Source organism: Pseudomonas lurida (assembly GCF_013522705.1).
GTDB classification, from domain to species: domain Bacteria; phylum Pseudomonadota; class Gammaproteobacteria; order Pseudomonadales; family Pseudomonadaceae; genus Aquipseudomonas; species Aquipseudomonas quebecensis.
Genome location: NZ_JAAMRE010000009.1, coordinates 104,445 through 128,653 on the forward strand (window position 1 = coordinate 104,445; position 24,209 = coordinate 128,653).

General features: G+C 61.5%; 24 protein-coding genes and 2 pseudogenes. 9 read left to right on the forward strand and 17 right to left on the reverse strand.

All coding sequences use genetic code 11. From position 1 onward, the window contains the following. The first annotated feature begins 32 nt into the window (after positions 1-32). The gene (locus G7025_RS10470) at positions 33-1,211 is read left to right on the forward strand and encodes a glycosyltransferase family 4 protein (protein ID WP_181078784.1); all 1,179 of its coding nucleotides are present in this window, start codon (positions 33-35) and stop codon (positions 1,209-1,211) included. A gap of 238 nt (positions 1,212-1,449) precedes the next feature. Next, entirely contained in the window at positions 1,450-2,076 is a 627-nt protein-coding gene (locus tag G7025_RS10475) for a hypothetical protein (protein WP_181078786.1), read from the forward strand. 136 nt (positions 2,077-2,212) lie between these two features. Here the strand turns inward: G7025_RS10475 and G7025_RS10480 are convergent, their stop codons facing one another. The 7 genes from G7025_RS10480 to rplU all read right to left on the reverse strand — a co-directional run bounded on the left by G7025_RS10480 (position 2,213) and on the right by rplU (position 7,793). Further along, complete coding sequence (locus tag G7025_RS10480; RefSeq protein ID WP_181078788.1) at positions 2,213-3,316, reverse strand: NADH:flavin oxidoreductase; 1,104 nt, start codon at positions 3,314-3,316, stop codon at positions 2,213-2,215. Between the two features lie 142 nt (positions 3,317-3,458). Then, the gene (locus G7025_RS10485) at positions 3,459-3,941 is read right to left on the reverse strand and encodes a glutathione peroxidase (protein WP_181078790.1); all 483 of its coding nucleotides are present in this window, start codon (positions 3,939-3,941) and stop codon (positions 3,459-3,461) included. A gap of 101 nt (positions 3,942-4,042) precedes the next feature. Then, the gene (locus G7025_RS10490) at positions 4,043-4,507 is read right to left on the reverse strand and encodes a CreA family protein (protein WP_181078792.1); all 465 of its coding nucleotides are present in this window, start codon (positions 4,505-4,507) and stop codon (positions 4,043-4,045) included. A gap of 15 nt (positions 4,508-4,522) precedes the next feature. Further along, positions 4,523-5,641, reverse strand: a complete 1,119-nt coding sequence (gene proB / locus G7025_RS10495; RefSeq protein ID WP_181078868.1) for a glutamate 5-kinase — start codon at positions 5,639-5,641, stop codon at positions 4,523-4,525. 127 nt (positions 5,642-5,768) lie between these two features. Then, a complete protein-coding gene (gene cgtA / locus G7025_RS10500) occupies positions 5,769-6,992 on the reverse strand; it encodes an Obg family GTPase CgtA (protein ID WP_010206489.1) in 1,224 nt (407 codons plus the stop codon). Between the two features lie 194 nt (positions 6,993-7,186). After that, positions 7,187-7,444, reverse strand: a complete 258-nt coding sequence (gene rpmA / locus G7025_RS10505; RefSeq protein WP_003176049.1) for a 50S ribosomal protein L27 — start codon at positions 7,442-7,444, stop codon at positions 7,187-7,189. 34 nt (positions 7,445-7,478) lie between these two features. Continuing rightward, a complete protein-coding gene (gene rplU, locus G7025_RS10510) occupies positions 7,479-7,793 on the reverse strand; it encodes a 50S ribosomal protein L21 (RefSeq protein WP_003176051.1) in 315 nt (104 codons plus the stop codon). Positions 7,794-8,032: 239 nt separating this feature from the next. Between rplU and G7025_RS10515 the strand changes: the two genes are divergently transcribed. The 3 genes from G7025_RS10515 to G7025_RS10525 all read left to right on the forward strand — a co-directional run bounded on the left by G7025_RS10515 (position 8,033) and on the right by G7025_RS10525 (position 9,879). Further along, a complete protein-coding gene (locus tag G7025_RS10515; RefSeq protein ID WP_032885595.1) occupies positions 8,033-9,001 on the forward strand; it encodes a polyprenyl synthetase family protein in 969 nt (322 codons plus the stop codon). Between the two features lie 118 nt (positions 9,002-9,119). Continuing rightward, the gene (locus tag G7025_RS10520; protein ID WP_181078794.1) at positions 9,120-9,461 is read left to right on the forward strand and encodes a zinc ribbon domain-containing protein YjdM; all 342 of its coding nucleotides are present in this window, start codon (positions 9,120-9,122) and stop codon (positions 9,459-9,461) included. Positions 9,462-9,621: 160 nt separating this feature from the next. Then, complete coding sequence (locus tag G7025_RS10525; protein WP_181078796.1) at positions 9,622-9,879, forward strand: PA4570 family protein; 258 nt, start codon at positions 9,622-9,624, stop codon at positions 9,877-9,879. Positions 9,880-9,942: 63 nt separating this feature from the next. On the opposite strand, the gene G7025_RS10530 is transcribed toward G7025_RS10525, so the two are convergent. Further along, positions 9,943-10,560, reverse strand: a complete 618-nt coding sequence (locus G7025_RS10530; protein ID WP_034100560.1) for an FKBP-type peptidyl-prolyl cis-trans isomerase — start codon at positions 10,558-10,560, stop codon at positions 9,943-9,945. 272 nt (positions 10,561-10,832) lie between these two features. Here G7025_RS10530 and G7025_RS27015 point away from each other — a divergent pair. Both G7025_RS27015 and G7025_RS27020 read left to right on the forward strand, forming a co-directional pair. After that, a pseudogene (locus tag G7025_RS27015) lies at positions 10,833-11,897 on the forward strand (methyl-accepting chemotaxis protein); the annotation flags it as partial. Between the two features lie 258 nt (positions 11,898-12,155). Next, positions 12,156-12,752: pseudogene (locus tag G7025_RS27020) on the forward strand (methyl-accepting chemotaxis protein); the annotation flags it as partial. 300 nt (positions 12,753-13,052) lie between these two features. On the opposite strand, the gene G7025_RS10540 reads toward G7025_RS27020, so the two are convergent. The 4 genes from G7025_RS10540 to G7025_RS10555 are packed head-to-tail and all read right to left on the reverse strand — an operon-like array spanning position 13,053 to position 17,138. Continuing rightward, complete coding sequence (locus tag G7025_RS10540) at positions 13,053-13,421, reverse strand: glyoxalase superfamily protein (RefSeq protein WP_181078800.1); 369 nt, start codon at positions 13,419-13,421, stop codon at positions 13,053-13,055. 29 nt (positions 13,422-13,450) lie between these two features. Continuing rightward, positions 13,451-14,914, reverse strand: coding sequence for an N-acyl-D-amino-acid deacylase family protein (locus G7025_RS10545; protein ID WP_181078802.1), 1,464 nt, complete (start codon positions 14,912-14,914; stop codon positions 13,451-13,453). Between the two features lies 1 nt (position 14,915). Next, the gene (locus tag G7025_RS10550) at positions 14,916-15,776 is read right to left on the reverse strand and encodes a MurR/RpiR family transcriptional regulator (protein ID WP_181078803.1); all 861 of its coding nucleotides are present in this window, start codon (positions 15,774-15,776) and stop codon (positions 14,916-14,918) included. A 12-nt stretch (positions 15,777-15,788) separates the two neighbouring features. Beyond that, entirely contained in the window at positions 15,789-17,138 is a 1,350-nt protein-coding gene (locus tag G7025_RS10555) for a GntP family permease (protein WP_258197669.1), read from the reverse strand. Between the two features lie 248 nt (positions 17,139-17,386). On the opposite strand from G7025_RS10555, the gene G7025_RS10560 reads away from it, so the two are divergent. After that, a complete protein-coding gene (locus G7025_RS10560) occupies positions 17,387-17,767 on the forward strand; it encodes a lysozyme inhibitor LprI family protein (RefSeq protein WP_181078807.1) in 381 nt (126 codons plus the stop codon). A gap of 19 nt (positions 17,768-17,786) precedes the next feature. Here the strand turns inward: G7025_RS10560 and G7025_RS10565 are convergent, their stop codons facing one another. The 4 genes from G7025_RS10565 to G7025_RS10580 all read right to left on the reverse strand — a co-directional run bounded on the left by G7025_RS10565 (position 17,787) and on the right by G7025_RS10580 (position 21,753). Further along, positions 17,787-19,232: a SulP family inorganic anion transporter gene (locus G7025_RS10565; RefSeq protein ID WP_181078809.1), complete on the reverse strand. Its 1,446-nt coding sequence runs from the start codon at positions 19,230-19,232 to the stop codon at positions 17,787-17,789. 123 nt (positions 19,233-19,355) lie between these two features. Continuing rightward, on the reverse strand, positions 19,356-20,252 hold the full coding sequence (locus tag G7025_RS10570; protein ID WP_181078811.1) for a LysR family transcriptional regulator: 897 nt from the start codon (positions 20,250-20,252) through the stop codon (positions 19,356-19,358). A 30-nt stretch (positions 20,253-20,282) separates the two neighbouring features. Next, on the reverse strand, positions 20,283-20,873 hold the full coding sequence (locus G7025_RS10575) for an NAD(P)H-dependent oxidoreductase (protein WP_181078813.1): 591 nt from the start codon (positions 20,871-20,873) through the stop codon (positions 20,283-20,285). 115 nt (positions 20,874-20,988) lie between these two features. Continuing rightward, positions 20,989-21,753, reverse strand: a complete 765-nt coding sequence (locus G7025_RS10580) for a sulfite exporter TauE/SafE family protein (protein WP_181078815.1) — start codon at positions 21,751-21,753, stop codon at positions 20,989-20,991. Between the two features lie 135 nt (positions 21,754-21,888). Here G7025_RS10580 and G7025_RS10585 point away from each other — a divergent pair, with 135 nt between their 5' ends. Further along, positions 21,889-22,785 carry a LysR family transcriptional regulator gene (locus tag G7025_RS10585; protein ID WP_181078817.1) on the forward strand — a complete coding sequence of 299 codons (897 nt, stop codon included), beginning with the start codon at positions 21,889-21,891 and terminating at the stop codon, positions 22,783-22,785. Here the strand turns inward: G7025_RS10585 and G7025_RS10590 are convergent. Then, entirely contained in the window at positions 22,731-24,137 is a 1,407-nt protein-coding gene (locus tag G7025_RS10590; protein WP_181078819.1) for an amino acid permease, read from the reverse strand. The two genes, G7025_RS10585 and G7025_RS10590, sit on opposite strands and share 55 nt — an antisense overlap. Positions 24,138-24,209 lie beyond the last annotated feature (72 nt).

Genomic DNA, 24,209 nt, shown 5'->3' on the forward strand with positions numbered 1-24,209 from the left:
TGACGACATGGCCCACAGCGAGACTGGGGGTCATGACGACAGCTTCGCTTCACATCACCCTGATTACCGAAACCTTCCCGCCAGAGATCAACGGGGTGGCCAATACCCTTGGCCGCCTGTGTGATGGCTTGCGCGCCCGCGGCCATCTAATCGAGCTGGTGCGTCCGCGACAGGGCGTTGATCAGAGCCGTCCCAGCGACGACCAATTGCTGCTGTGCCGCGGCTGGCCTCTGCCCGGCTATCCGGGTTTGCAGTGGGGTCAGTCGTCGATGCACAAGTTGCTGCGACGCTGGACGCGCCAACGCCCTGATGTGCTGTACATCGCCACGGAAGGCCCGCTGGGGCTGTCGGCGCTGCGGGCCGCGCGGCGCCTGGGGATCAGTGTGGTGAGCGGCTTCCACACCAATTTCCAGCAGTACTCGAACCAGTACGGTCTGAGCCTGTTGAGCCGGATGGTCACGCACTACCTGCGCTGGTTTCATAACCGCTCCGACTTGACGCTGGTGCCCAGTGCCAGCCAACGCCTGGAGCTGGAGCGCCGGCATTTCGAACGCCTGGGCATGTTGTCGCGCGGGGTCGACAGCCAGCTGTTCCACCCGGCCAAGCGCGACAATGCCCTGCGGGAAAGCTGGGGGCTGGCCAATGATGACGTGGCGGTGCTGCACGTCGGTCGGTTGGCCCAGGAAAAAAACCTGGGCCTGCTCAAGCGCTGTTTTGAGTCATTGCGCGCGACTTATCCACAGCGCCGACTGAAATTGATCATCGTCGGCGATGGCCCGCAACGGGCCCAGTTGGAGCGCGATCTTCCCGACGCGATCTTTTGCGGCAGCCAGCGCGGAGAAAGCCTGGCACAGCATTACGCGTGCGGCGACCTGTTCCTGTTTCCCAGCCTGACCGAAACCTTCGGCAATGTGGTGCTGGAGGCCATGGCCTCTGGCTTGGGCGTAGTGGCATACGACCAGGCGGCCGCAACCCAGCACATTCGCCACGGTTACAGCGGCGCATTGGCGATGCCAGGGGATGAAGATGCCTTTTGCGACGCGGCCAACTGGCTGCTTGAAGAAAGCGAACACTTGCGCAGGGCGCGTCTGAATGCACGCCAGCATGCCAGCCGCCAAGGCTGGCCGGCGATCATCGAGCAATTCGAGAACCAGTTACGCGATGTGTGCGGGGAGCATTTGACGGTGCCAACGCTGCCCTACGTTCGTTGAACGCTCCGCAAATGACGTAAGCCCGTTCGCCCTCCTGCCTCTGCTGCGCCTGGGTTCTGGCCTCTGCGCGGGGAATCTCGCCTTGAGGCCGCACGAATCGGCGCACCACAACAGGATATTTCTGGAACGGTGTGCGAATCAGCGCCACCTAGATGACACCTGCCATCCGATGGTGTTTCCCAGCGGAACACGCTCGAACCAGGCAGGCCATCGATACTGGACATTGATAGAGAGCGCTATGTCGACACTGATAAATGGGTCATTCACGCTGCATCCTCAGCCCTCCCACACTCAAGGGGAGTTGCAGATACGCCCGTCCCCGAACGGTTCGAACCCTTCCCACGGCGCAAGCCATGGCTGGAACCGCCCGCAACCGCAACGCCCCGCCAATGCTTGGCAAACTGCGCATGACGACAGGCAACGCCCGCCCCACAACGGTGGCTATCGCCCCTACACCGTGCGCCCTGAAAACACCTGGCAACCAGAGCACAACGGCGGGCAACGCCCACCTCATAACGGCGGCTATCGCCCCTACGCCGTGCGCCCTGAAAACACCTGGCACCCCGAGCACAACGGCGGGCAACGCCCACCTCACAACGGTGGCTATCGCCCCTATGCCGTGCGCCCTGAAAACACCTGGCAACCTGAGCACAACGGCGGGCAACGCCCACCCCACAACGGCGGCTATCGCCCCTATGCCGTGCGCCCTGAAAACACCTGGCAACCTGAGCATAACGGCGGACAACGCCCACCCTACGACGGTGGCTATCACTTGCGGCAAGCTGACAGACCTTCACTGCATGACCACACGCCTTACTATCAAAGGGCGTATTCCAACCAACCCGACGACATTTATTGGGCTTAACCAATAAAGGCTTAACACAAGACCTTAGGCCGCAAGGCCAGTCGGCCTGACGAGAAGCGGGGGGCGGATATTCAATACCCGCCCCCCGTTTAAGACTGCCACTGACGTGATCCTCAAGCGCAGCTCTGTTGAGTCCCTACACCAGTGTCGTCAACGCCTCACGACTGAACGGCAGGATGTCGCCTTCGCGCCCTTCACGCACTTTCGACGCCCAGTCCGGATCCACCAACAGTGCGCGACCCACGGCGACCAAGTCGAATTCATCGTTATTCAGACGCTCCAGCAATTTTTCCAGGCTTGCAGGTTGAGCGACCTTATCGGTATTGACCATAAACTGCAGGAACTCGCCATCCAGGCCGACGCTGCCTACGGTGATAGTCGGTTTACCGGTGAGCTGACGGGTCCAGCCGGCCAGGTTGAGATCTGAACCTTCAAACTCCGGCTCCCAGAAACGCCGAGTGGAGCAGTGGAAAATATCCACACCCGCGTCCGACAAAGGCTTGAGAAATTCACCCAATGCTTCAGGGGTGTGCACCAGCCGCGCGGTGTAGTCCTGCTGTTTCCATTGCGAAAAACGGAAGATGATCGGAAAGTCCGGGCCGACGGCTGCGCGCGTGGCCTGGATCAGTTCGATGGCAAAACGCGAGCGGTTGGCCAGGCTGCCGCCATATTCGTCGGTGCGCTGGTTGCTGCCGTCCCAGAAGAACTGGTCCACTAAATAGCCGTGGGCACCGTGGATTTCCACGCCGTCCATGCCGATGCGCCGGGCATCTTTGGCCGCTTGGGCGAAGGCACCGATCACCTCCTTGATGTCCTGGACGGTCATGCCGTGGACAACCACATTGCCATCCTTAAGTTTTTCCATCGGCCCGTAGGCCGGCACGCTGGCGTCAGGTTCGGTGCCAAGGCGACGCACGCTGCCCACATGCCATAACTGCGGAACGATCTTGCCGCCCTCGGCGTGCACTGCATCGACCACGGTCTTCCAGCCGGCCAGGGCGGCTTCGCCGTAGAAGTGTGGGACGTTGGGGTAGCCATTGGACGCTTGATGCCCGACCACTGTGCCCTCGGTGATGATCAGGCCCACACCGGCGGCCGCGCGTCGACGGTAGTACTCGACGACCTTGGCATTGGGCACACCACCGGGCGAGAACGAACGGGTCATTGGCGCCATGACCACGCGGGTCGACAGTTGCAGTGCACCGAGCTGGAAAGGTTTGAACAAGGCTTGGGCAGGCATGGGAGCACTCCACGAAGGTCTGAATTATGACGTGGATAATATGGGCGGCGTTGCGCGCTGAGTAGCACTATTGATCTGGGTGATTAAAGCTTAGAAATGACGGACACCTGCAGGAGCGCATTGGCGCCTGCAGGTCAGGGAATCAGGCCAAGGCTTTTTCGATGGCCTGAACGACGCTGGGATCATCCGGTGCCGTGCGCGGCGAGAAGCGCGCAAGCACGCGACCATCCTTGCCCAACAGGAATTTCTCGAAGTTCCAGGTGATATCGCCCGGAAACTCAGCGCCCTCCCCCGCGAGGATACGGTACAGCTGGTGACGCTCCGGGCCATTGGCTTCAATCTTGCTGGCCAGTGGGAAAGTCACCCCATAGTTCAGGCTGCAGAAGTCCTGGATTTCCCGTTCGGTGCCCGGCTCCTGGCCCGCAAACTGGTTGCAAGGCAGGCCGAGCACGGTGAACCCCTTGGCCTTGTATTGCTGATAAAGGTTTTCCAACGCCGCGTATTGCGGGGTTAAACCGCACTTGGATGCGACGTTGACCACCAGCACAACTTGCCCCTTGAAACGCGCCAGCGGCAGCTCTTGCCCGTCCAGAGCTTTGAGTTTCAGGTCGTGGAAAACACTCATGACGAACTCCAGATATCCCATATTCTTTGCATTGCGGCGTTTCGAGATTACAGACCGCAAGCTTGGAATCATAGACGCCGATGACAAAACTCGCCCGCCGGTTACTGAGCGGTCGGCCACGGCAAAATCGGAATGGCCGTCACCGCGTTCTGCGGGCTGCCTTCGATCAGGCGGTCGCTGTAGACCAGGTACACCAGGGTATTGCGCTTCTTGTCGAGGAAGCGCACCACCTGCATGGTTTTGAACACCAGCGAGGTGCGTTCCTTGAAGACTTCGTCGCCGTCCTTGAGTTCGCCCTTGAAGCGAATCGGCCCTACCTGGCGGCAGGCGATAGAGGCTTCGGCGCGGTCTTCGGCCAGGCCCAGCCCGCCCTTCACGCCGCCGGTCTTGGCGCGCGAGAGGTAGCAGGTCACACCGTCGACCTTGGGGTCATCGAACGCTTCGACCACGATTCGATCGTTGGGGCCGACAAACTTGAACACTGTCGACACTTGGCCGATTTCTTCGGCCGAGGCCAGCAGGGGCATGGCCACCAGCAGGCCGAGCAATCCTTTCAGTACGCGCATTGTGTATTCCTTTGGTTAAACCAGGATCAGGTTATCGCGGTGCACCAGTTCCGGTTCCGCCATGTAACCCAATAGACCGACAATCGCGTCGGACGGCTGCCCGATGATCTTCTGCGCTTCCAGGGCACTGTAATTGGCCAGACCACGGGCGATCTCGCGACCATCCGGCGCCACGCACACCACCATCTCGCCACGGCGGAAACTGCCCTGCACCAACTTGACGCCGACCGGCAGCAGGCTTTTGTTGCCTTGGGACAACGCCGAAACCGCGCCGTCGTCCAGCACCAGGGTGCCACGGGTTTGCAGATGCCCCGCCAGCCACTGCTTGCGTGCCGCCAGCATGCCGCGCTCCGGCGACAGCAGCGTGCCGATGCGTTCGCCGGCCTTGAGACGGTCCAGCACGCGCTCCAGGCGCCCACCGACAATGATCGTGTGCGCGCCGGAACGGGCGGCCAGGCGCGCGGCACGCAGCTTGGTCTGCATGCCACCGCGGCCCAGGGCGCCGCCGACGCTGCCGGCCACGGCATCGAGCGCCGGGTCGTCGGCACGCGCTTCATAAATGAGCTGCGCATCGGGGTTGTTGCGCGGGTCGGCGTCGAACATGCCGTCGCGGTCGGTGAGGATCACCAGCAGGTCGGCTTCCACCAGGTTGGCCACCAGCGCGGCCAGGGTGTCGTTGTCGCCGAAGCGGATTTCGTCGGTGACCACCGTGTCGTTCTCGTTGATCACCGGGATCACCTTAAGCTCCACCAGCGCGCGCAAGGTGCTGCGGGCATTGAGGTAGCGCTTGCGGTCGGACAGGTCGTCGTGGGTCAGCAGGATCTGCGCGGTGTGGCGACCATGCTCGGCAAAGCTCGATTCCCAGGCCTGCACCAGGCCCATCTGACCGATGGCGGCCGCGGCCTGCAGCTCGTGCATCGCGCTGGGTCGCGCGGTCCAGCCGAGGCGGCTCATCCCGGCGGCAACCGCTCCGGACGACACCAGCACCAACTCCACGCCCGCTTCATGCAAGGCCACCATTTGCTCGACCCAGACGCTCATGGCTGCGCGATCCAGACCCTTGCCATCGGCCGTCAGCAACGCACTGCCGATCTTTACGACCCAGCGCTGCGCACCTGTCACTTTGCTCCGCATCATCTTCAACCTTAGAGTGAGGGCCGCGCGACCCAGCGCCGCCCATAACGTTATTCGTGACTGCTTTAAAGACTACAGATACCAAAACGCCGCTCGAGTGAGCGGCGCTTAAGTTTACTGCAACGAATCAGTCGCGCACGTAAATGATTTCCGGACCGTCTTCGTCATCCACGTCTTCTTCGTCCCAATCATCGTCACCGATGTCATGAACCGACTTCACGCCGCTGCGACGCAGGGCACGCTGGTCGTCCAGGGCCTGCAGCTGGGCGCGGGCCTCGTCTTCGATGCGCTGGTCGAGTTCGGCCAGTTCGGCTTTGAACACCGGATCGGCGGCCAGGCGGTCGGCACGGTCTTCCAGGTAGCGCATGATGTCGCGCGTCAGGCGCTCGGTGCCTTCTTTGGCAATGGCCGAGATCACGTAGACCGGACCTTCCCACTCCAGGCGGTCGACAATTTCCTTGACGCGCTCTTCATGCTCTTCTTCGAGAATCTGGTCGCACTTGTTCAGTACCAGCCAACGATCACGCTCGGCCAGCGACGGGCTGAATTTGGTCAGCTCGCTGACGATCACTTCGGCGGCGTCCGGTGCGCTGGTGTCATCCAGCGGCGCCATGTCGACGAGGTGCAGCAGCAAACGGGTGCGGGACAAGTGCTTGAGGAAGCGGATACCCAGGCCCGCACCGTCGGAAGCGCCTTCGATCAAGCCGGGAATGTCGGCGATTACGAAGCTTTTCCAGCGATCGACGCTGACCACGCCCAGGTTGGGTACCAGGGTGGTGAACGGATAGTCGGCAACTTTCGGCTTGGCGGCCGATACCGAACGGATAAAGGTGCTCTTGCCGGCGTTCGGCAGGCCCAGCAGGCCCACATCCGCCAGCACTTTCATTTCCAGCTTGAGGTCGCGCTGCTCGCCCGGCTTGCCCGGCGTGGTCTGGCGCGGCGCACGGTTGGTACTGGACTTGAATCGGGTGTTCCCCAGACCGTGCCAGCCGCCCTGCACGACCATCAGCTTCTGGCCGGCCTTGGTCAGGTCGCCGATCACTTCCTGGGTCGCGGAATCGATGATCGTGGTGCCGACCGGTACCCGCAGGACCAGATCTTCACCTTTCTTACCGGTGCAGTCAGTGCTGCCACCGTTGGAGCCGCGCTCGGCATCGAAGTGCCGGGTGTAGCGGTAGTCGACCAGGGTGTTGAGGTTTTCGTCGGCCATCATGTAGATGGAACCGCCGTCACCGCCGTCGCCACCGTTGGGGCCACCGTTTTCGATGAATTTTTCGCGACGGAAACTCATGCAACCGTTACCGCCGTCGCCTGCTTTTACTCGGATGGAAACTTCATCAACGAACTTCATAACAAAACGCCTCTCGTCGCATGGACGAGCTTAAGAAACCAAGACATAAGACTCTTGCAAAAATGAGCGCAGCGACCTCAAGCAACATCCGCAAAATCCGCTGCTTTTGCCCATCACAAACAGCTTTGCAAGAGACTCATTCCACAAACGAAAAAGCCCCGTCGCAAGACAGGGCTTTTCCAGCGATCGCGCAATTAAGCGGCGACAACGCTCACGTAACGGCGGTTGAACGCGCCTTTTACTTCAAACTTGATCACGCCTTCGATTTTCGCGAAGAGGGTGTGATCTTTACCCATGCCAACACCGTAACCGGCGTGGAATTGGGTGCCGCGCTGACGCACGATGATGTTGCCCGGAATGATTTTCTGGCCGCCATACATCTTCACGCCAAGGCGTTTGGCTTCTGAGTCGCGACCGTTACGGGTACTACCACCAGCTTTTTTGTGTGCCATGAGTCAATTCTCCTAGTGAGGAATTAGGCTGAAATTAAGCCTGAATACCGGTGATTTTGATCTCGGTGTACCACTGGCGGTGGCCCATACGCTTCATGTGGTGCTTACGACGACGGAACTTGATGATGCGGACTTTATCGTGACGACCTTGGGAGATCACTTCAGCCACAACGGTAGCGCCAGCAACAACTGGAGCGCCAATGTTCACGTCATCGCCATTGGCGACCAACAGAACGCGATCAAAGGTAACGGATTCGCCGGTAGCGATTTCCAGTTTTTCGATCTTCAGGTATTCACCTGGGGCGACCTTGTATTGCTTGCCACCAGTAACAATTACTGCGTACGACATGGTATTTCTCCGATAATCCTGCTCACCCAGCGCTTTATAAGAAGAGGTATTGGCTGGCATGGCTGCATGGGATGGACGTCCCGAATGCAATTGCGTAAGGCAGGTGCTGCCCAGGAAGTTCAGGGTGCGCGATTGTACGCAAGGTAAATAGCTGTTGCAAGTGGCCGTCCATCGCGCCTTGACACTCGGGGGCCTGGGTCCTAGCATGCCGCGCAACCCTTCTGGAGCGACTGTCGCTGATGCAACCCCAAGCTTTCTACCGCGCGGTCGCGGACGATTTTAGCGCCGTCGACGGCATCATCAAGCAGCAGCTCACATCTAAAGTGCCGCTGGTCTCCAAAATTGGCGACTACATTACGTCGGCGGGTGGCAAACGCCTGCGTCCTTTATTAGTGTTGCTGTGCGGCAAGGCCCTGGGCCGCGAAGGCGACGATCTGCGCCTGCTGGCTGCCACGATTGAATTCCTGCATACCGCGACCCTGCTGCATGACGACGTGGTCGACATGTCCGGCATGCGCCGTGGCCGCGAAACCGCCAATGCCATGTGGGGCAACGCGCCCAGTGTGCTGGTGGGTGATTTCCTGTATTCGCGCTCGTTCGAAATGATGGTCGAGCTGGGCTCGATGCCGGTCATGAAGATCCTGTCGCAAGCCACGCGCATCATCGCCGAAGGCGAAGTGCTGCAGTTGTCCAAGGTACGTGACGCCAGCACCACCGAAGAAACCTATATGGAAGTGATTCGCGGCAAAACCGCGATGCTCTTCGAAGCCTCCACCCATAGTGCCGCCGCGCTGTGTGGCGCGACCGCCGAACAGGCCGAAGCCCTGCGCACCTTCGGTGATCACCTGGGCGTGGCATTCCAATTGGTGGACGACCTGCTCGACTACCGTGGCGACGCCGAAACCCTGGGCAAGAACGTCGGCGACGACCTGGCCGAAGGCAAGCCGACCCTGCCGCTGATCTACACCATGCGCGAAGGCACGCCGGAACAGGCTGCGCTGGTGCGCAAGGCGATTCAGAAAGGTGGGATCGAAGACCTGGAAAGCATCCGTGCGGCCGTCGAGGCCTCGGGCTCGCTGGACTACACCGCGCAACTGGCCCGTGACTACGTGGCCCGTGCAATCAAATGCCTGGAAGCCCTCCCGGCCAGCGAATACAGGGACGCCCTGGTTGAGCTGAGTGAGTTTGCGGTGGCACGCACGCACTAAATCACATTGATGCGGGAGGAGCGTACCTCCTCCCACATTTAGATTTCATTCAACCTGCAAGACCGTAAATCCCTATACAATGTGCGACTTTAGCCATCCTGACCTTTAAGGAGCGCAAGTGAGCACTTTGCCACCCTGCCCGAAATGCAATTCCGAATACACCTACGAAGACGGCACCCAACTGGTCTGCCCGGAATGCGCCCATGAATGGTCCGCTAACGGTGAGACCGAAGCGGCCGGCGATGAAACCGTGAAGAAAGACTCCGTGGGTAACGTGCTGCAGGACGGCGACACCATCACCGTGATCAAAGACCTCAAGGTCAAGGGCACCTCCCTGGTGGTGAAAGTCGGTACCAAGGTGAAAAACATCCGCCTGTGCGACGGCGACCACGATATCGATTGCAAGATCGACGGTATCGGCCCGATGAAACTCAAATCCGAGTTCGTGCGCAAAGTCTGAATATGCTGCTTCCATCCCGCGCCCGTCGCGGGATGGCGTTTTGCCCTCTGCGTTGATCGAACGCAACACCCCTTCAGAAAAAACCAAAAACCGCCAATAGGCACTTGCTATTCAGCGAATAAGAATTATTCTCATTGAAACCCATCAAGGAGAATTGACCATGACTTATTTGATAGACGCCTGGCTGGATCGCCCACACCCTTACCTGCGAATCCTGCATCGGGAAACCGGCGAAGTCTGTGCAGTGCTTGAAGAAGAAGCATTGAGTGAACTGCAGGACCAGGGCGACCTGGACGTCAATGGCCTGAGTTCGAGCGAACCCGGTGTGCTGAAGGAGGTGGTGCGTAATTTGTTTCTGTTCTGCTATGCCCGAGCGTTGCGCCCGGCCACGGAAATCAATGGCAAGTTTCATCCATGAGCCATGCTGAAGAACCCTGTAGGAGCGGGCTGGCTCGCCCCTACAGGTAATCAGCAGCAGGTCTTACAGAACGTCGAGCAGCTCGACGTCGAACACCAGAACGCTGTGTGGCGGGATGCTGCCAACGCCTTGAGCGCCGTAAGCCAACTCGCTCGGCACGTACAGGCGCCATTTGCTGCCGGCATTCATCAGTTGCAGGGCTTCGGTCCAACCGGCGATCACGCCACCTACCGGGAATTCGGCTGGCTGGCCACGCTCGTAGGAGCTGTCGAACACAGTGCCGTCGATCAGGGTGCCGTGGTAGTGGGTACGCACCTGGTCTTCACGGGTCGGCTTGGCGCCGTCCCCCTGAGTCAGCACTTCAAACTGCAGACCGGAAGCCAGGGTGGTGATGCCCTCGCGCTTGGCGTTTTCAGCCAGGAAAGCCAGGCCGGCACCGGCTGCGGCTTCAGCCTTGGCAGCGGCTTCGGCTTGCATGACTTCGCGGATCACCTTGAAGCTGGCGGCCATTTGTTCCTGGTCAACACGGCTTGGCTTGCCCGCAAAAGCGTCGGTCAGGCCGGCCAGGATCGCGTCCAGGCTCACGCCCGGCGGCGGGTTGTCGCGCAGTTGGTCGCCCAACTGACGGCCGATACCGTAGCTGACGCGGGTTTCGTCGGTGGACAGATTAACTTCGGACATGAATAGGCTCCGCTGTAGGACGGTACTGAAAACACTGTCTCCCGCACCGCCCAAAACTAAAAGGGCCCGCAGACTAGCACAGAATATGTGCCCCCGATGAGCCTTCGCGGAGTACCGATATGGCGCCGCAGGTCGCTGTACAAGAGTGTGCGCCGGGGTTTTACGAATAAACGTTTCAGATTCTCGTCTGCCTGCCGATACAGGTCTACTCACCTTGGCTGGCTCAAACAACAACACCGTCCAGCAGACAAATCACTTTTGCGGAGCATTCGATGAACAGCTGGTTCGGTAACATCAGCGTCAACCTCAAACTCGGCCTGGGCTTCGGCCTGGTGCTGGTCCTCACCTCGATCCTGGCCCTCACCGGCTGGACCAGCCTCGGCAGCCTGATCGATCGCAGTAACTGGATGAGCGATATCACCCAGCTCAACGCGTCGCTGACCAAACTGCGCATCGTGCGTTTGCAGTACATGCTGGCCAACGGCGACGAAGCCGTGGCGCAGAACGTACAGACCAGCCTGGATGCGTTCGCCGCACAACAGCAGAAGCTGCTGGACAGTTTCAAGAGCCCGGAAAACGTCAAGCTGCTGACCGACCAGAAGGCCGTGATCACCGCCTATCAGCAGTCCCTGAACAAAATGCGTGAGGCTTACCGCAACGGCAACGCGTCGCGCCAGGTCATGGGTGACAAGGCTGACATCGCCAACGCTCAGATCGAGGCCCTGGACACCAGTGTGCAGCAGATGCCGGACAGCCCGGAACGCTTCACACAGTTCCAGGCATTGACCAATGCCAAGCAGGAATTCCAGTTGGCCCGCTACGAAGTGCGTGGCTACACCAACAACGTCAACCCTGACACCGAAGCCCGCGCCGCGGCACAAATCGAGAAAGCCATCAACGGCTTGAAAGGTTTGAACGCCGTGTTCAGCAGCAGCCAGCAAAGCGCACTGACCGCGCTTGAAACCGCCCTGAATGCCTATCGCAACGCCGTGCAGAACTATAAGGCTGCCAACGCCAACATCGTCGCCGCCCGGGCCGAGATGACCACCCAGGGAGCCGATATCGTCACCATCAGTGACAAGCTCTACGATATTCAGCTTGACCGCCGCGACGCCGAAAGCGCCCAGGCCCGTAGCCTGCAGTTGATCAGCACCTTGCTGGCACTGCTGGTCGGCATCATCGCCGCGCTGGTGATTACCCGCCAGATCACCCGTCCGATCCAGGACACCCTGGCCGTGGTGGAGCGCATTGCCTCCGGCGATCTGAGCCACAACATTCAGGTCACCCGCCGCGACGAGTTGGGCGTGCTGCAACAAGGCATCCAGCGCATGGGCACCACTTTGCGCGAACTGATCAGCGGGATTCGTGATGGCGTGACTCAAATCGCCAGCGCCGCCGAAGAGTTGTCGGCCGTGACCGAGCAGACCAGCGCCGGCGTGAACAGCCAGAAAATCGAAACCGACCAGGTCGCCACCGCGATGCATGAAATGACCGCCACCGTGCAGGAAGTGGCGCGCAATGCCGAGCAGGCTTCCCAGGCTGCGTCCGACGCCGATGGCCAGGCCCGTGAAGGCGACAAGGTGGTGGCCGAGGCCATCGCTCAGATCGAGCGGCTCGCCGCTGAAGTGGCGCGCTCCACCGACGCCATGACGCATCTGCAGCAAGAGAGCAACAAGATCGGCAGCGTGATGGATGTGATCAAGGCCGTGGCCGAACAGACCAACCTGCTGGCTCTCAACGCAGCGATCGAAGCGGCACGTGCCGGTGAAGCCGGCCGTGGCTTTGCCGTCGTGGCGGACGAAGTGCGCGGCCTGGCCCAGCGCACGCAGAAATCCACCGAAGAAATCGAAGGCCTGGTCGCCGGCTTGCAGAACGGCACCCAGCAAGTGGCCAACGTGATGAACAACAGCCGCAGCCTCACCGACAGCAGCGTGGAACTGACCCGCAAGGCCGGCGTGTCGCTGGAGAACATCACCCGGACGGTGTCCAACATCCAGTCGATGAACCAGCAGATCGCCGCTGCCGCCGAAGAGCAGAGCGCCGTGGCCGAAGAGATCAGCCGCAGCATCGTCAACGTGCGCGACGTGTCGGAACAGACCGCCAGCGCCAGTGAAGAGACCGCCAAATCCAGCGTGGAACTGGCCCGACTGGGCAGCCAGTTGCAGCAGATGGTAAGCCACTTCCGGGTGTAGGAAAGCAAAAAGCCGCCTCGGCATACACCGAGGCGGCTCCGCTTTTCAGACCTTAGCGGTCATCGAAGCTGTCCCAAATCGGCAGTCAAAACCAACCGATTCATTGCAAAATTTTGCCGCCGTTTTTGTACATAAACAAACCAGGCCGAGCGTGGTCAGGCCTTGCACGAAAGGATAGTCGCCATTAATATCGGCAGGGTGGGTCAGCGCTTTCAGTGAGCTCGCAATCCCAGCCACTAACTGGGATCGCAAAAAAACCGTCTTAACCAAGACGGTTTTTTATTGCCCGCGATTTACCGCTCAGCCCTCGCCCTCCTCCACAAACACCAGCCGATTCCCGAACGGATCCTTGATGCTCATCTCCCGCGAGCCCCACGGAGTTTCCTCAACGTCCGGCTTGGCGTAACGATAATCCTTGGCCAGCAATTGCCGTTGGTACCCGTCCACGCCTTGCGCCTGAATGCGCACGGCGGCGCCCGGCGACGCATCGCCATGGTGCTCGGACAAATGCAGCACGCACTCGCCCAAAGACACCTGCAGGTACACCGGATAATTGGCCTCGAAACGGTGCTGCCAATCCACCTTGAAACCCAGGAAGTCGACGTAGAATTCCAAGGCTTTGGCTTCGTCGAAAATTCGCAGGATGGGGGTGACTTTTCCTAAGTGCATGGCGATCGCTCCGTGTGTGAAGGCGCCCACTATAAAGACCAAAACCCACCGCGCAAATCCCCGCTGCGCGCCAGGAAGCGGCCCGGCCGTTCACCGTTGGCGTGCCCATTGTGGTAGCTCAACACACCGTTGACCCATACCCCCTCGATGCCTTCCGCCGCCCGCTGCGGTGCCTTGAAGTCTGCGACGTCACGCACTCGCAAGGGGTCGAACAACACCAGATCGGCCCAGTGCCCTTCACGGATTTCACCGCGCTCCGACAAGCCAAACCGCGCCGCCGACAAGCCGGTCATTTTGTGCACCGCCGTGTGCAGCGGGAACAACCCCACATCCCGGCTGAAATGTCCTAGCACCCGTGGGAACGCGCCCCACAGGCGCGGGTGCGGGAACGGGTCTTCCGGCAACCCGTCGGAGCCCACCATCGACAACGGATGCGCAAGGATGCGCCGCACATCCGCCTCGTCCATGCCGTAGTACACCGCCCCCGCCGGTTGCAGGCGACGGGCCGCGTCGAGCAGGGAAACGTCCCACTCGGCCGCAATGTCTTGCAAGTCGCGCCCGCCCATGGAGGGGTACGGCGTCGACCAGGTGATGGTGATGGGGAAGGCATCGGTGACTTGCTTGAGGTCCAGCGTCGAGGAACTGGCCGCATAGGGGTAGCAATCACAACCCACCGGGTGGGTTTTCGCGGCCAGTTCCAAGGACGCCAGCAACTGCGGACTACGCCCCCAGTTACCCGCGCCGGCACATTTGAGGTGGGAAATGATCACCGGCGCCTGGGCATGCCGGCCGATCAGGAACGCTTCGTCCATGGCCTCCAGCACCGGCTCGAATTCGCTGCGCAAATGGGTGGTGTACACCGCGCCGAAAGCGGTCAGCTCTTCGCTCAGTTGCAGCACTTCATCGGTCTCGGCGTTGAACGCACTGGCGTAGGCCAAACCGGTGGACAAACCCAGGGCGCCCGCCTCAAGGCTTTCCTTCAACTGCGCGCGCATGGCCGTTATTTCTGCCTGGGTGGCCGTGCGGTAGAGGTCGTCCAAGTGGTTGCTGCGCAGCGCCGTATGGCCGATCAACGCAGCAACGTTGACCGCCGGGTGGGCGTTTTCCACCGCTTGGCGGTAGTCGGCAAAGCGCGGGTAGGCAAAGGCATCACGCCGCCCCAGCAGGTTCATCGGGTCCGGCGGATCGCCACGCAGGCTGACCGGCGCCGCGCTGATACCGCAGTTGCCGACGATCACCGTGGTCACGCCCTGACTGAGTTTGGGCAGCATCTGCGGCTGGCGGATCACCACTGTGTCGTCGTGGGTGTGCACGTCGATAAAGCCTGGCGCCAGCACCCGGCCACTGGCCTCGATTGTTTGCGCGGCCGAGCCGCTAGACAGCTCGCCGATGGCCTCGATACGCCCCGCGCGCACGCCTACATCGGCGACATATCCCGGGGTGTTGCTGCCATCGATAATCAGCGCCTGGCGGATCAACGTGTCGTACTTCATTTCAATCTCCGAGCGGCAAGGCATCGGGGCCGCCGCGGTAGTCGTCCAGGGCCAGCTTGATGCGGCGCAGGCGTTCCTGATTATCGTCCGGCATGGCCAGCGCCAGCTCGGTGGCGAGCAGGTCGATGGCCAGCAGCATGCCGTAGCGCGCCGCCGTGGGTTTGTAGATAAAACTGGTTTCGGCCGGTTGCAGCGGTAGCACCACGTCGGCCAGGCGCGCCAACGGTGAGTCGGCGAGCGTGAGGGCGATAACGCGTGCGTCGTAGTTGCGCGCCAGTTCCACCACGTCGAGCAACTCGGGCGTCAGGCCGGTCAGCGAGCAGACGATCAGCACGTGCTGCGGGCCCAGCGTGGCGGCGGTGACGCGCATCATCAGTGGGTCATGGCAAGCGGCAATCGGATAGCCCAGGCGCACCAGGCGCACTTGCAACTCATCGCTGCACAGGCTGGACGGGCCGCCCATGCCGAACGCATGCACCATGCGCGCCTTGCTCAACAGGCCGACCGCGTCGGCGAAACTTGCCTGATCGAAGCCCGCCAGGTGCTGGCGCAGCGTGGCTTCGATATCCCCCAGGATCTGCCGGTGAAACGCCGACTGCTCGGGTGTGCCCACCGGGTCCAGGAAGCGGCTGCCGACGCCGCTGGCCTGGGCCAGTTGCAGGCGCAGATCGCGCAAGTCGCGGCAACCGACACTGCGGGCAAAACGTGACAAGGTCGCAGTGCTGACCTCGGCGCGCTGGGACAGTGCCTCCAGACTGGCCGACGCGGCAAAGCCTACGTCGTCCAGCATCAGCCGGGCGATGCGCCCTTCGCCGGCACTGAAGGACGCCTGGCGGGCGCGGATCTGGTAGAGGATGTCCATAAGGGCTCCGGGTCAAAGCAGGCAGGACAGACCATAGGTCAGACCGAAGGCAACCACGGAAATCAGGGTTTCCAGCACGGTCCAGGTCTTGAAGGTCTGGATCACTGTCATATTGAAGTATTCCTTGATCAGCCAGAAGCCGCCGTCGTTGACGTGGGAAAAGATCACCGAGCCCGCACCGGTGGCCAGCACCAGCAATTCCGGATGTGGATAGCCCAGGCCCAGGGCCACCGGCGCCACCACACCGGAGGCAGTGGTCATGGCCACCGTGGCCGAGCCGGTAGCGATGCGCATCAGTGCGGCGAACAACCAGCCCATCACCAGCGGCGACAGGTGGAAGGCATGGGCCAGCCCCAGAATCTCGTTGGTCACGCCGGCATCCACCAGGATGCGATTCAAACCGCCACCCGCCCCCACCAGCAGCGTGATGCTGGCAGTCGGCGCCAGGCATTCGTTGGTAAATCTGAGGATCGATTCGCGGTTGAAGCCTTGAGCCAGGCCCAGGGTCCAGAAACTGACCAGCGTCGCCACCAGCAGCGCAATCACCGAGTTGCCGATAAATAACAGGAACTGGTTGAACCCCGTGCCCGGCGTGGACAGCACATTGGCCCAGCCGCCGATCATCATCAGCACCACTGGCAACAGAATGGTGGCCATGGTCAGGGCAAAACTCGGGAGACGGCTACGCGGCTCGCGCTCGATAAACTGGCGCTCCAGCGGGTTTTCCGCCGGCAGGTGAATACGCGGCACGATGTATTTGGCGTAGACGGGGCCGGCGATAATTGCCGTCGGAATGCCGATCAGAATCGCATACAGCACGGTCTGCCCCACCGACGCGTTGTACGCCAGCACCGCCATCATCGCCGCCGGGTGCGGCGGCACCAGCGCATGCACCACCGACAAGCCGGCGACCATCGGTAAACCGACCATCAGGATCGACACCCCCACGCGCCGCGCCACGGTAAACGCGATGGGCACCAGCAACACAAAGCCCACCTCGAAAAACAGCGGCAGCCCCACCAGAAAGGCAATGCACACCATGGCCCAGTGCGCATTGCGCTCGCCGAAGCGATGGATCAAGGTGCGCGCCACCTGCTCGGCACCGCCGGACTCGGCCATCATTTTGCCGAGCATGGTGCCCAGCGCCACCACCAGGGCGATGTGTCCCAGGGTCTTGCCGACGCCCGCCTCGTAGGAGCCCATGATGGTGTCGGCCGGCATCCCGGCCAACAGCGCCAGGCCGATAGACACCAGGGTGATGACGATAAACGGGTTGAGTCGGTAACGTGCAATCAGCACGATCAATGCAATGATGGCGATGGCAGCGTATGCCAACAGCCCAAAGCCCGGTGATGCGGCCATGCGGTACTCCTCGGAAAGGGTCACGTCGAATTGGTTGTGAAATTCATAAATCATTTCCCCACGGGATTTTCAAACTGCATGAAAGTAACTTTCGTCCACGGATAAGCGCTGTCGCCGTCGGACATGTTCGGCGCCATCGGATGAAAATCAGGAAGGTGTTCTTACATGAGGATCGGACGCTGGCGGAAACTCAGACCGCGCCGCTGGGTCTTAGAATGCGCACCCACTCACGCTCAGGAAAATCGATGATGACTCGTAGCTCTTTCGCCGCCGCCGCCGTGCTTCTGGCCTTGTGCGGCCACGCAACGGCCGCCGATAACGCCGCGCTGACAAAGTGCATGGACAGCGCCAACACCACGCTCGACATGGTCACCTGCAACACCAAGGAGGCCAAGGTTCAGGACGATCGCCTGAACCGCGCCTACAAAACCGCCCTCGCCGCCCAGGAAGGCCCACGTAAACAGCAGCTGCAGGACGTGCAGCGCCTGTGGATAAAGTATCGCGACGCCAATTGCGCCTTTGCCGGCTCGGCGACCGGTGGTTCCATCGATCGGGTCAACGGCTCCGGCTGCGTGCTGGACATGACCCAGACCCGCGCCCAGGAACTCGAAGACCTGATGGGGCCATAGCTCTTCGCTCTGGGCGGAGTCAGTCGTGATGCACCCGCGCGCGTTTGAGCAGTTTTTTGCAGCGCTCAGACAAATGCAGCACCCGCAAATGCTTGCCGGCCTTGTTGTAGCGCTCGCGCAGGGTCATCAGCGCGGCAATCGCCGAATAATCGACGAAGCTGAGGTGGCGACAGTCCAGCGTCACCTGGGCCGGGTCGTTGGCCGGATCGAACTGGTTCAGGAACGGCGTGGTTGAGGCGAAGAACAAAGTGCCATGCAGGCGATAGAGCTTGCTGCCGTCGGCTTCCACGTGTTCGTCGGCGTACAGCTCGCGGGCCTGCTGCCAGGCAAAATTCAGTGCCGCAATCACGATCCCGCACAGCACCGCGGTGGCCAGGTCGGTGAACACGGTGATGACCGTCACTGCGATAATCACCAGCACATCATTGAGCGGCACCTTGTTGATCACCCGCAACGACGCCCACGCGAAGGTCTGTTGAGACACCACGAACATCACCCCCACCAGCGCCGCCAGTGGAATCCGCTCGATCAGCGGCGACAAAAACAGAATGAACAACAGGATCATCACCCCGGCAAACACCCCGGAGAAACGCCCGCGTCCGCCGGAGCTGAGGTTGATCACGGTTTGCCCGATCATCGCGCAACCGCCCATGCCACCGAACAGGCCCGAGACCATGTTCGCGGCGCCCAGGGCCACGCTCTCACGGTCGGGGTAGCCACGGGTCTCGGTGATTTCGTCGGTGAGGTTGAGGGTCAGCAGGGTCTCCAGCAGGCCGACCATCGCCATCAGGAACGCGTAGGGCGCAATGATGCCGAGGGTTTCCAGGGTCCAGGGAACCTGCGGCAGCGCAAAGCCGGGCAGGCCACCGGCGATGTGAGCCATGTCGCCCAGGGTGCGCGTCGGCAAGCCCAGCAGGTACACCGCCAGACCCACGCCGAGGATCGCCACCAGCGCAGGCGGCACTGCGCGCGTGATGCGCGGCAGCCCATAGACAATCGCCATGGTCACCAGCACCAGGCCGCTCATTACGTAGAGCGGCGTGCCACTGAGCCAGGCCTCGCCGTTCTTGAAATGCTCCAACTGCGCCAGGGCAATGATGATCGCCAGGCCGTTGACGAACCCCAGCATCACCGGGTGCGGCACCATGCGCACCAGCTTGCCCAGGCGCAGCAGGCCGAACGCAACCATGATCAACCCGCCCAGCAGCACGGTGGCGAGCAGATACTCCACCCCGTGCCGCACCACCAGCGCGACGATCACCACCGCCATCGAACCGGCCGCCCCGGACACCATCCCCGGCCGCCCGCCGAACAGCGCGGTGAGGGTACAGATGATAAAGGCGCCGTACAGGCCCATCAGTGGGTTGAGGTGAGCGACCAGGGCGAAGGCGATGCATTCGGGCAGCAACGCAAAGGACGTGGTGAGGCCGGCCAGGGCATCGGCGCGCAGACGGGTGAGGTTCATGAGGTACCAGGGTATTGCGGGGAATAAGGCCGGGAATGGTACGGAATTGAGCGGGGTGGGGCTAGTCTTGAAGGCCGAGTGGGCGCCATCGGGGTGCAAGCCCGCTCTCACATGACCGTCGAATCAGCAGGCATACCGCGCCAGCTTGGCCTGGATAAAGTCCAGGAAGCACTGGATGCGCAGTGCCAACTGCGAGTTGCGATAGAACACCGCGTGGATCGGTTGGCGGTAGCCGCTGTAAAACGTTTCCAGCAGCGGCACCAGGCGCCCGGCGTCGATGTCGTCGAAGGTCATGAAGTTCGACAGGCAAGCAATGCCCTGCCCTTCCAATGCCAGGTGACGCAGGGTTTCGCCGCTGGAAGCGCCGATGCTCGGCTGGATCAGCCAGCGGTCGCCTGCCGCATGGCGCAGCGGCCAATGGTTGAGGGTTTCGGTCTGGGTGAAACCCAGCAAGGTGTGATCCGCCAGGTCAGCGACCGTGCGTGGCGTGCCGTGGCGCTCAAGATAGTCGGGGCTGGCAAGGATATGCAGCGGGGTGCAGCCCAGGGACCGCGCATGCAGGCTCGAATCGGCCAACGCACCGATGCGAATCGCAATGTCGGTGCTCTGTTCCAGCAGGTCGATGATCAGGTCATCGCTGTTGAGCTCCAGTTGGATCTGCGGATACAGGCGGCGAAATTCGGCGATGTACGGAATGATCCCGTGCAGCATGAACGGCACCGCCGCATTGATGCGCAGGCGCCCGGCCGGTGTTTGCTGGCGCGAGCTGAGGCGTTCTTCCAGCTCATCCATCTGCGCCAGAATCGCCTTGGCCTGCTCGAAGAAGTATTTGCCTTCCTCGGTCAGGTCCATGCGCCGCGTGGTGCGGTTGATCAGCGTGGTGTCGAGCTTGGCTTCCAGGCGCGACAACGTCCGGCTGACCGCCGACGGCGTCTGCCCGGCCTGCTCCGCCGCTGCGGAAATCGAGCCGCACTCGATCACGCTGACAAAAATCTGTAGCTCATCGGATCGGGCTTTCACGGGCGCTCCTCTCTCATCGTGAGGCGCAGCTTACACCGAGAGGTTGAACACCTGCGCCAGATGCTGCTCATAGCGCGCCACATCCGCGTCGATGGCCGGGCGTTTCATCACATCCACGCAAAGGAAAGTCGGCAGGCCGGTCATGCCGAGGAATTGATTGGCCTTGTGAAACGGGAAGTACACCGCGTCCACGCCCTTGGCTTCGAAGAAATCGCTGGGGTCGTCGAAGGCTTGCTGCGGTGCGTTCCAGGTCAGCGACAACATGTACTGCTTGCCCTGGATCAGGCCACCGCTGCCGTATTTCTGCGATGCATCGGAACGGGTGCGACCATCGCTGGCATACAGGCTGCCGTGGCCTTCGGTGAAGACTTCGTCGATGTACTTCTTGACGATCCACGGCGCGCCCATCCACCAGCCGGGCATCTGGTAGATGATCACGTCGGCCCACAGGAACTTGGCGACCTCTTCGGCCACGTCGTAGCCGGCGTCGATATGAGTGACTTTGACGTCGATACCGGCACGGTCCAGCACCGCCGCTGCGGTGTCATGCAGGGTAGCGTTGTAGCGGCCATCGGAGTGGGCGAATTGTTTACCGCCGTTGAGCAACAGGACTTTTTTCATGGGAGATTCCAGAAGGTTGAAAGGTCTGGACGCAGACTATCCACCCAGACCCCTTCGAATAAGCCATGAACCGGCAAAATACATTTGATCTGCAAGCACGAATAGGCGGCCATTATTAACCACTGATCAGCAGATGCCCCCCCAACAGCGCCATGCCGACAAAAAATACCCTTTTGAACACCACGGCACTGATGCGCTGGCGTACCCACTGGCCCAGCCACATGCCCAACAGCGCCGGCACCAGCGCCAGCAATGAAGCATTCAATTCAGCGCCGCCCAGCCCACCGCGCCAGGCCAGCCCGCCAGCCAAGGCCAGGGTGGACACGCTGAACGACAGCCCCAGCGCCTGCACCAGTTGATCGCGCTGCAAGCCCAGCGCCTGCAGATATGGCACGGCCGGAATCACAAACACCCCGGTGGCTGCGGTGACGACGCCGGTGAGCAATCCGCATAGCGGGCCCAGCCAGCGCTCCGCCGCCGAGCCGACCTTGAACGTGGGCAAAAACAACCCGCTCAAGGCGTACGCCAGCAACGCTGCGCCCAAGGCGTGCGCCACCCAGCCGCCGCCGTCGATGCCCAACCACGCCGTACCGAGCCCGGTGCCGAGAAAAATCAGCAACAGCATCGGCCACAGACGTCTGACCAGCGCACTCAGATGGCCGCCGAATGCCAGTTGCCAGAGGTTGGTGACGGTCGACGGAATGATCAGCAACGCCGCAGCCTGCGCCGGCAACATAGCCAGACCGAGCAGGCCCATGGCCACGGTGGGCAAGCCCAAACCGATAACCCCTTTGACGGTGCCCGCCAGCATAAAGGTGGCGATCACCAGCAAAGACAAGGCCAAGCCGATATTTTGATAGAACGTGAGGAAGGTCGTCATGGGCCGATTGTGACGATTTTCGATGAGCGCGAAAATTCGCCATATACTTAGGCAGCCTCTTGTTTTACTTGAGGCTTGAAGCTTCATCCGGAGCAAGGCCCGATAAGGCCCGCCCAGCCACCCGAGAAACCGGCCATGCACTTTGACCTGATCGACCTGCGCCTCTACCTGCACACGCTGGACGCCGGCAATATCACCGCTGGCGCAGCCCGCAGCCATTTGTCCCTGGCCGCCGCCAGCGCGCGAATCCGGGCCATGGAAGCGTCGCTGGGGATCGAGTTGCTGCAACGCGGTCGCCGTGGTGTCAGCCCGACGCCCGCGGGCAAGGCCCTGGCCCGCCACGCGCGCCTGCTGTTGCAACAGGCCGACCACCTGCAACAAGACCTGGCGGCGTATGCCAATGGCGTCAAAGGCCAGGTGCGCCTGCTGTGCAACACCACGGCGCTGAGCGAATACCTGCCGGAACTGCTGGCGGATGTGCTGCGTGACAATCCCTACCTGGATATCGACCTGCAGGAGCTGCCCAGCCTGCGCATCACCCAGGCGCTGCGCCAAGGCACGGCCGACCTGGGGATCATCTCTGACGCGGTGGATACCCACGGTTTGCAGACCCTGCCCTTTCGCGACGACCCGCTGGTGCTGATCATGCCGCCGACGCATGCACTGGCGGCAGGACAGGCCAGCTTTATCGATAGCCTGCAACACGACTTCGTCGGCCTGGCGGCCCACAGTGCGCTGGCGGTGTACCTGGAAGAACAGGCGCTGCACGCCGGCTTTCGTTTGCACACGCGGATTCGCACCGAGAGCTTTGATGGGCTGATGCGCATGGTCGCGCGCGGCGCCGGCCTGGGGATCGTGCCCCAGGCCGCGTTGGAACGCTGGTCAGGAAAACACCGCTTCAAAGCCCAGCCGCTGCGCGAAGACTGGGCCTCTCGGCGATTGCTGCTATGTGCGCGCTCGTTCGAACAACTGCCGGGTTACGCCAAGGCCTTGTTCGACGCGCTGGCCCTGCCCTTGCGGAAAAACCCGTAGTACACCGCCGACAGTATCAGCAGAAACGGCACGCCAAACACCAGAGTCAGCTTGAACGCCTCGGTGAAGTAGGTGGTGATCATCACGGCGCCCATCAGCACCAACCCCAGCAGGGTGCTGCAGGGAAACAGGCGCAACTGGAACGACAGGTTCGGCCCACCGTGGCGCTTGCGATAGCGACGGAAAAACAGGTGGGTGAGGAAGATCATGAACCAGGTGAAAATCGCACCGAACATCGAGATCGCCATCATCAAGGTGAACGAGCTTTGCGGGTACACCACGTTGAGCAAGGTCGCCAGGGCGATGCCCGAGCTGGACAGCACCAGCGCGTTCAGCGGTATCCCGCTCTTGCTCAACGTGCCCATGGCCTTGGGCGCAAAGCCGGCGCGCGAGAGGCTGAACATCATGCGCGTGGTGATGTAGAGCTGGCTGTTCATCGCCGACAGCGCCGCGATCAGGATGACGAAATTCATCACCCCGGTGGCGCCGGGGATACCGAGGGTCTGCATCACCGTGACGAACGGGCTCTGGGCCTGGCCGGCCTGGTTCCACGGCACGATGGCGAGCATCAGCGCCAGGGTCAGCAGGTAGAACACCACCAGGCGCACGATGGTCGCGCGAAAAGCTTGCTTGACCGCACGCTCCGGGTCGGCCGCTTCACCGGCGGCCACGGCGATCATCTCCACACTCAGGTAACTGAAGATCGACACGATCACCGCGATCCACATACCGCTCACACCGTGGGGAAAGAAACCGCCATGAGCCGTGTAGTTCTGCACACCGTAGTCCGGGTTGGCGGAACCGAACACCACGTACACCGCGAGGAGAATGAAGCCGACGATGGCGCTGATCTTGATCGTTGAAAACCAGTACTCGAAGTTGCCGAAGGTTTTCACGCTGATGGCATTGAGCACAATCAGCACGCCGGAAAACGACACGATCCACACCCACTCCGGCACGTTGGCGAACCAGTACTTCATGTACATCGCCACCGCCGTGACCTCGGCGCCCACCGCCAGCACAATCGCGGCCCAATAGGCATAGCGCACCAGGAACCCGGCCAGCGGGCTGATATAGAACTCGGCATAGGCGCCGAAGGAACCGGAGGTGGAATGGGCCACCGTCATCTCCGCCAGGCAGCCCATCAGCAGCAAGGTGATCAACGCACCGATGGCGTAGCTCACCAGTACGCTGGGCCCGGCATAGCCGATGGCGTAGGCGCTGCCCATGAACAGCCCGGTGCCGATGGCGCCACCGATGGCGATCATGCTCATCTGGCCGGAGGTGAGCTGGCGCCTCAGGCCCAGTTCGCGATGGGTGATTTCGGCAAAGCCGTTGTCTGGTGTGGTCACTGTGGTGTGCCTCTTTATTATTGTGGTTGTACTGTCTAACCGTTGTCACAGATCCCCTGTGGGAGGCGGCAG

What these genes read in the sequence shown, in the direction of transcription:
- G7025_RS10560 (WP_181078807.1), top strand. Translation starts at nt 17,387, where the DNA reads ATGACTCGTAGCTCTTTCGCCGCCGCCGCCGTGCTTCTGGCCTTGTGC.
- proB (WP_181078868.1), bottom strand. Translation starts at nt 5,641, where the DNA reads ATGCGGAGCAAAGTGACAGGTGCGCAGCGCTGGGTCGTAAAGATCGGC.
- G7025_RS10470 (WP_181078784.1), top strand. Translation starts at nt 33, where the DNA reads ATGACGACAGCTTCGCTTCACATCACCCTGATTACCGAAACCTTCCCG.
- G7025_RS10490 (WP_181078792.1), bottom strand. Translation starts at nt 4,507, where the DNA reads ATGCGCGTACTGAAAGGATTGCTCGGCCTGCTGGTGGCCATGCCCCTG.
- G7025_RS10555 (WP_258197669.1), bottom strand. Translation starts at nt 17,138, where the DNA reads ATGGCCGCATCACCGGGCTTTGGGCTGTTGGCATACGCTGCCATCGCC.
- G7025_RS10585 (WP_181078817.1), top strand. Translation starts at nt 21,889, where the DNA reads ATGCACTTTGACCTGATCGACCTGCGCCTCTACCTGCACACGCTGGAC.
- cgtA (WP_010206489.1), bottom strand. Translation starts at nt 6,992, where the DNA reads ATGAAGTTCGTTGATGAAGTTTCCATCCGAGTAAAAGCAGGCGACGGC.
- G7025_RS10545 (WP_181078802.1), bottom strand. Translation starts at nt 14,914, where the DNA reads ATGAAGTACGACACGTTGATCCGCCAGGCGCTGATTATCGATGGCAGC.
- G7025_RS10580 (WP_181078815.1), bottom strand. Translation starts at nt 21,753, where the DNA reads ATGACGACCTTCCTCACGTTCTATCAAAATATCGGCTTGGCCTTGTCT.
- G7025_RS10530 (WP_034100560.1), bottom strand. Translation starts at nt 10,560, where the DNA reads ATGTCCGAAGTTAATCTGTCCACCGACGAAACCCGCGTCAGCTACGGT.
- G7025_RS10515 (WP_032885595.1), top strand. Translation starts at nt 8,033, where the DNA reads ATGCAACCCCAAGCTTTCTACCGCGCGGTCGCGGACGATTTTAGCGCC.
- rplU (WP_003176051.1), bottom strand. Translation starts at nt 7,793, where the DNA reads ATGTCGTACGCAGTAATTGTTACTGGTGGCAAGCAATACAAGGTCGCC.
- G7025_RS10475 (WP_181078786.1), top strand. Translation starts at nt 1,450, where the DNA reads ATGTCGACACTGATAAATGGGTCATTCACGCTGCATCCTCAGCCCTCC.
- rpmA (WP_003176049.1), bottom strand. Translation starts at nt 7,444, where the DNA reads ATGGCACACAAAAAAGCTGGTGGTAGTACCCGTAACGGTCGCGACTCA.
- G7025_RS10565 (WP_181078809.1), bottom strand. Translation starts at nt 19,232, where the DNA reads ATGAACCTCACCCGTCTGCGCGCCGATGCCCTGGCCGGCCTCACCACG.
- G7025_RS10575 (WP_181078813.1), bottom strand. Translation starts at nt 20,873, where the DNA reads ATGAAAAAAGTCCTGTTGCTCAACGGCGGTAAACAATTCGCCCACTCC.
- G7025_RS10550 (WP_181078803.1), bottom strand. Translation starts at nt 15,776, where the DNA reads ATGGACATCCTCTACCAGATCCGCGCCCGCCAGGCGTCCTTCAGTGCC.
- G7025_RS10540 (WP_181078800.1), bottom strand. Translation starts at nt 13,421, where the DNA reads ATGCACTTAGGAAAAGTCACCCCCATCCTGCGAATTTTCGACGAAGCC.
- G7025_RS10485 (WP_181078790.1), bottom strand. Translation starts at nt 3,941, where the DNA reads ATGAGTGTTTTCCACGACCTGAAACTCAAAGCTCTGGACGGGCAAGAG.
- G7025_RS10525 (WP_181078796.1), top strand. Translation starts at nt 9,622, where the DNA reads ATGACTTATTTGATAGACGCCTGGCTGGATCGCCCACACCCTTACCTG.
- G7025_RS10480 (WP_181078788.1), bottom strand. Translation starts at nt 3,316, where the DNA reads ATGCCTGCCCAAGCCTTGTTCAAACCTTTCCAGCTCGGTGCACTGCAA.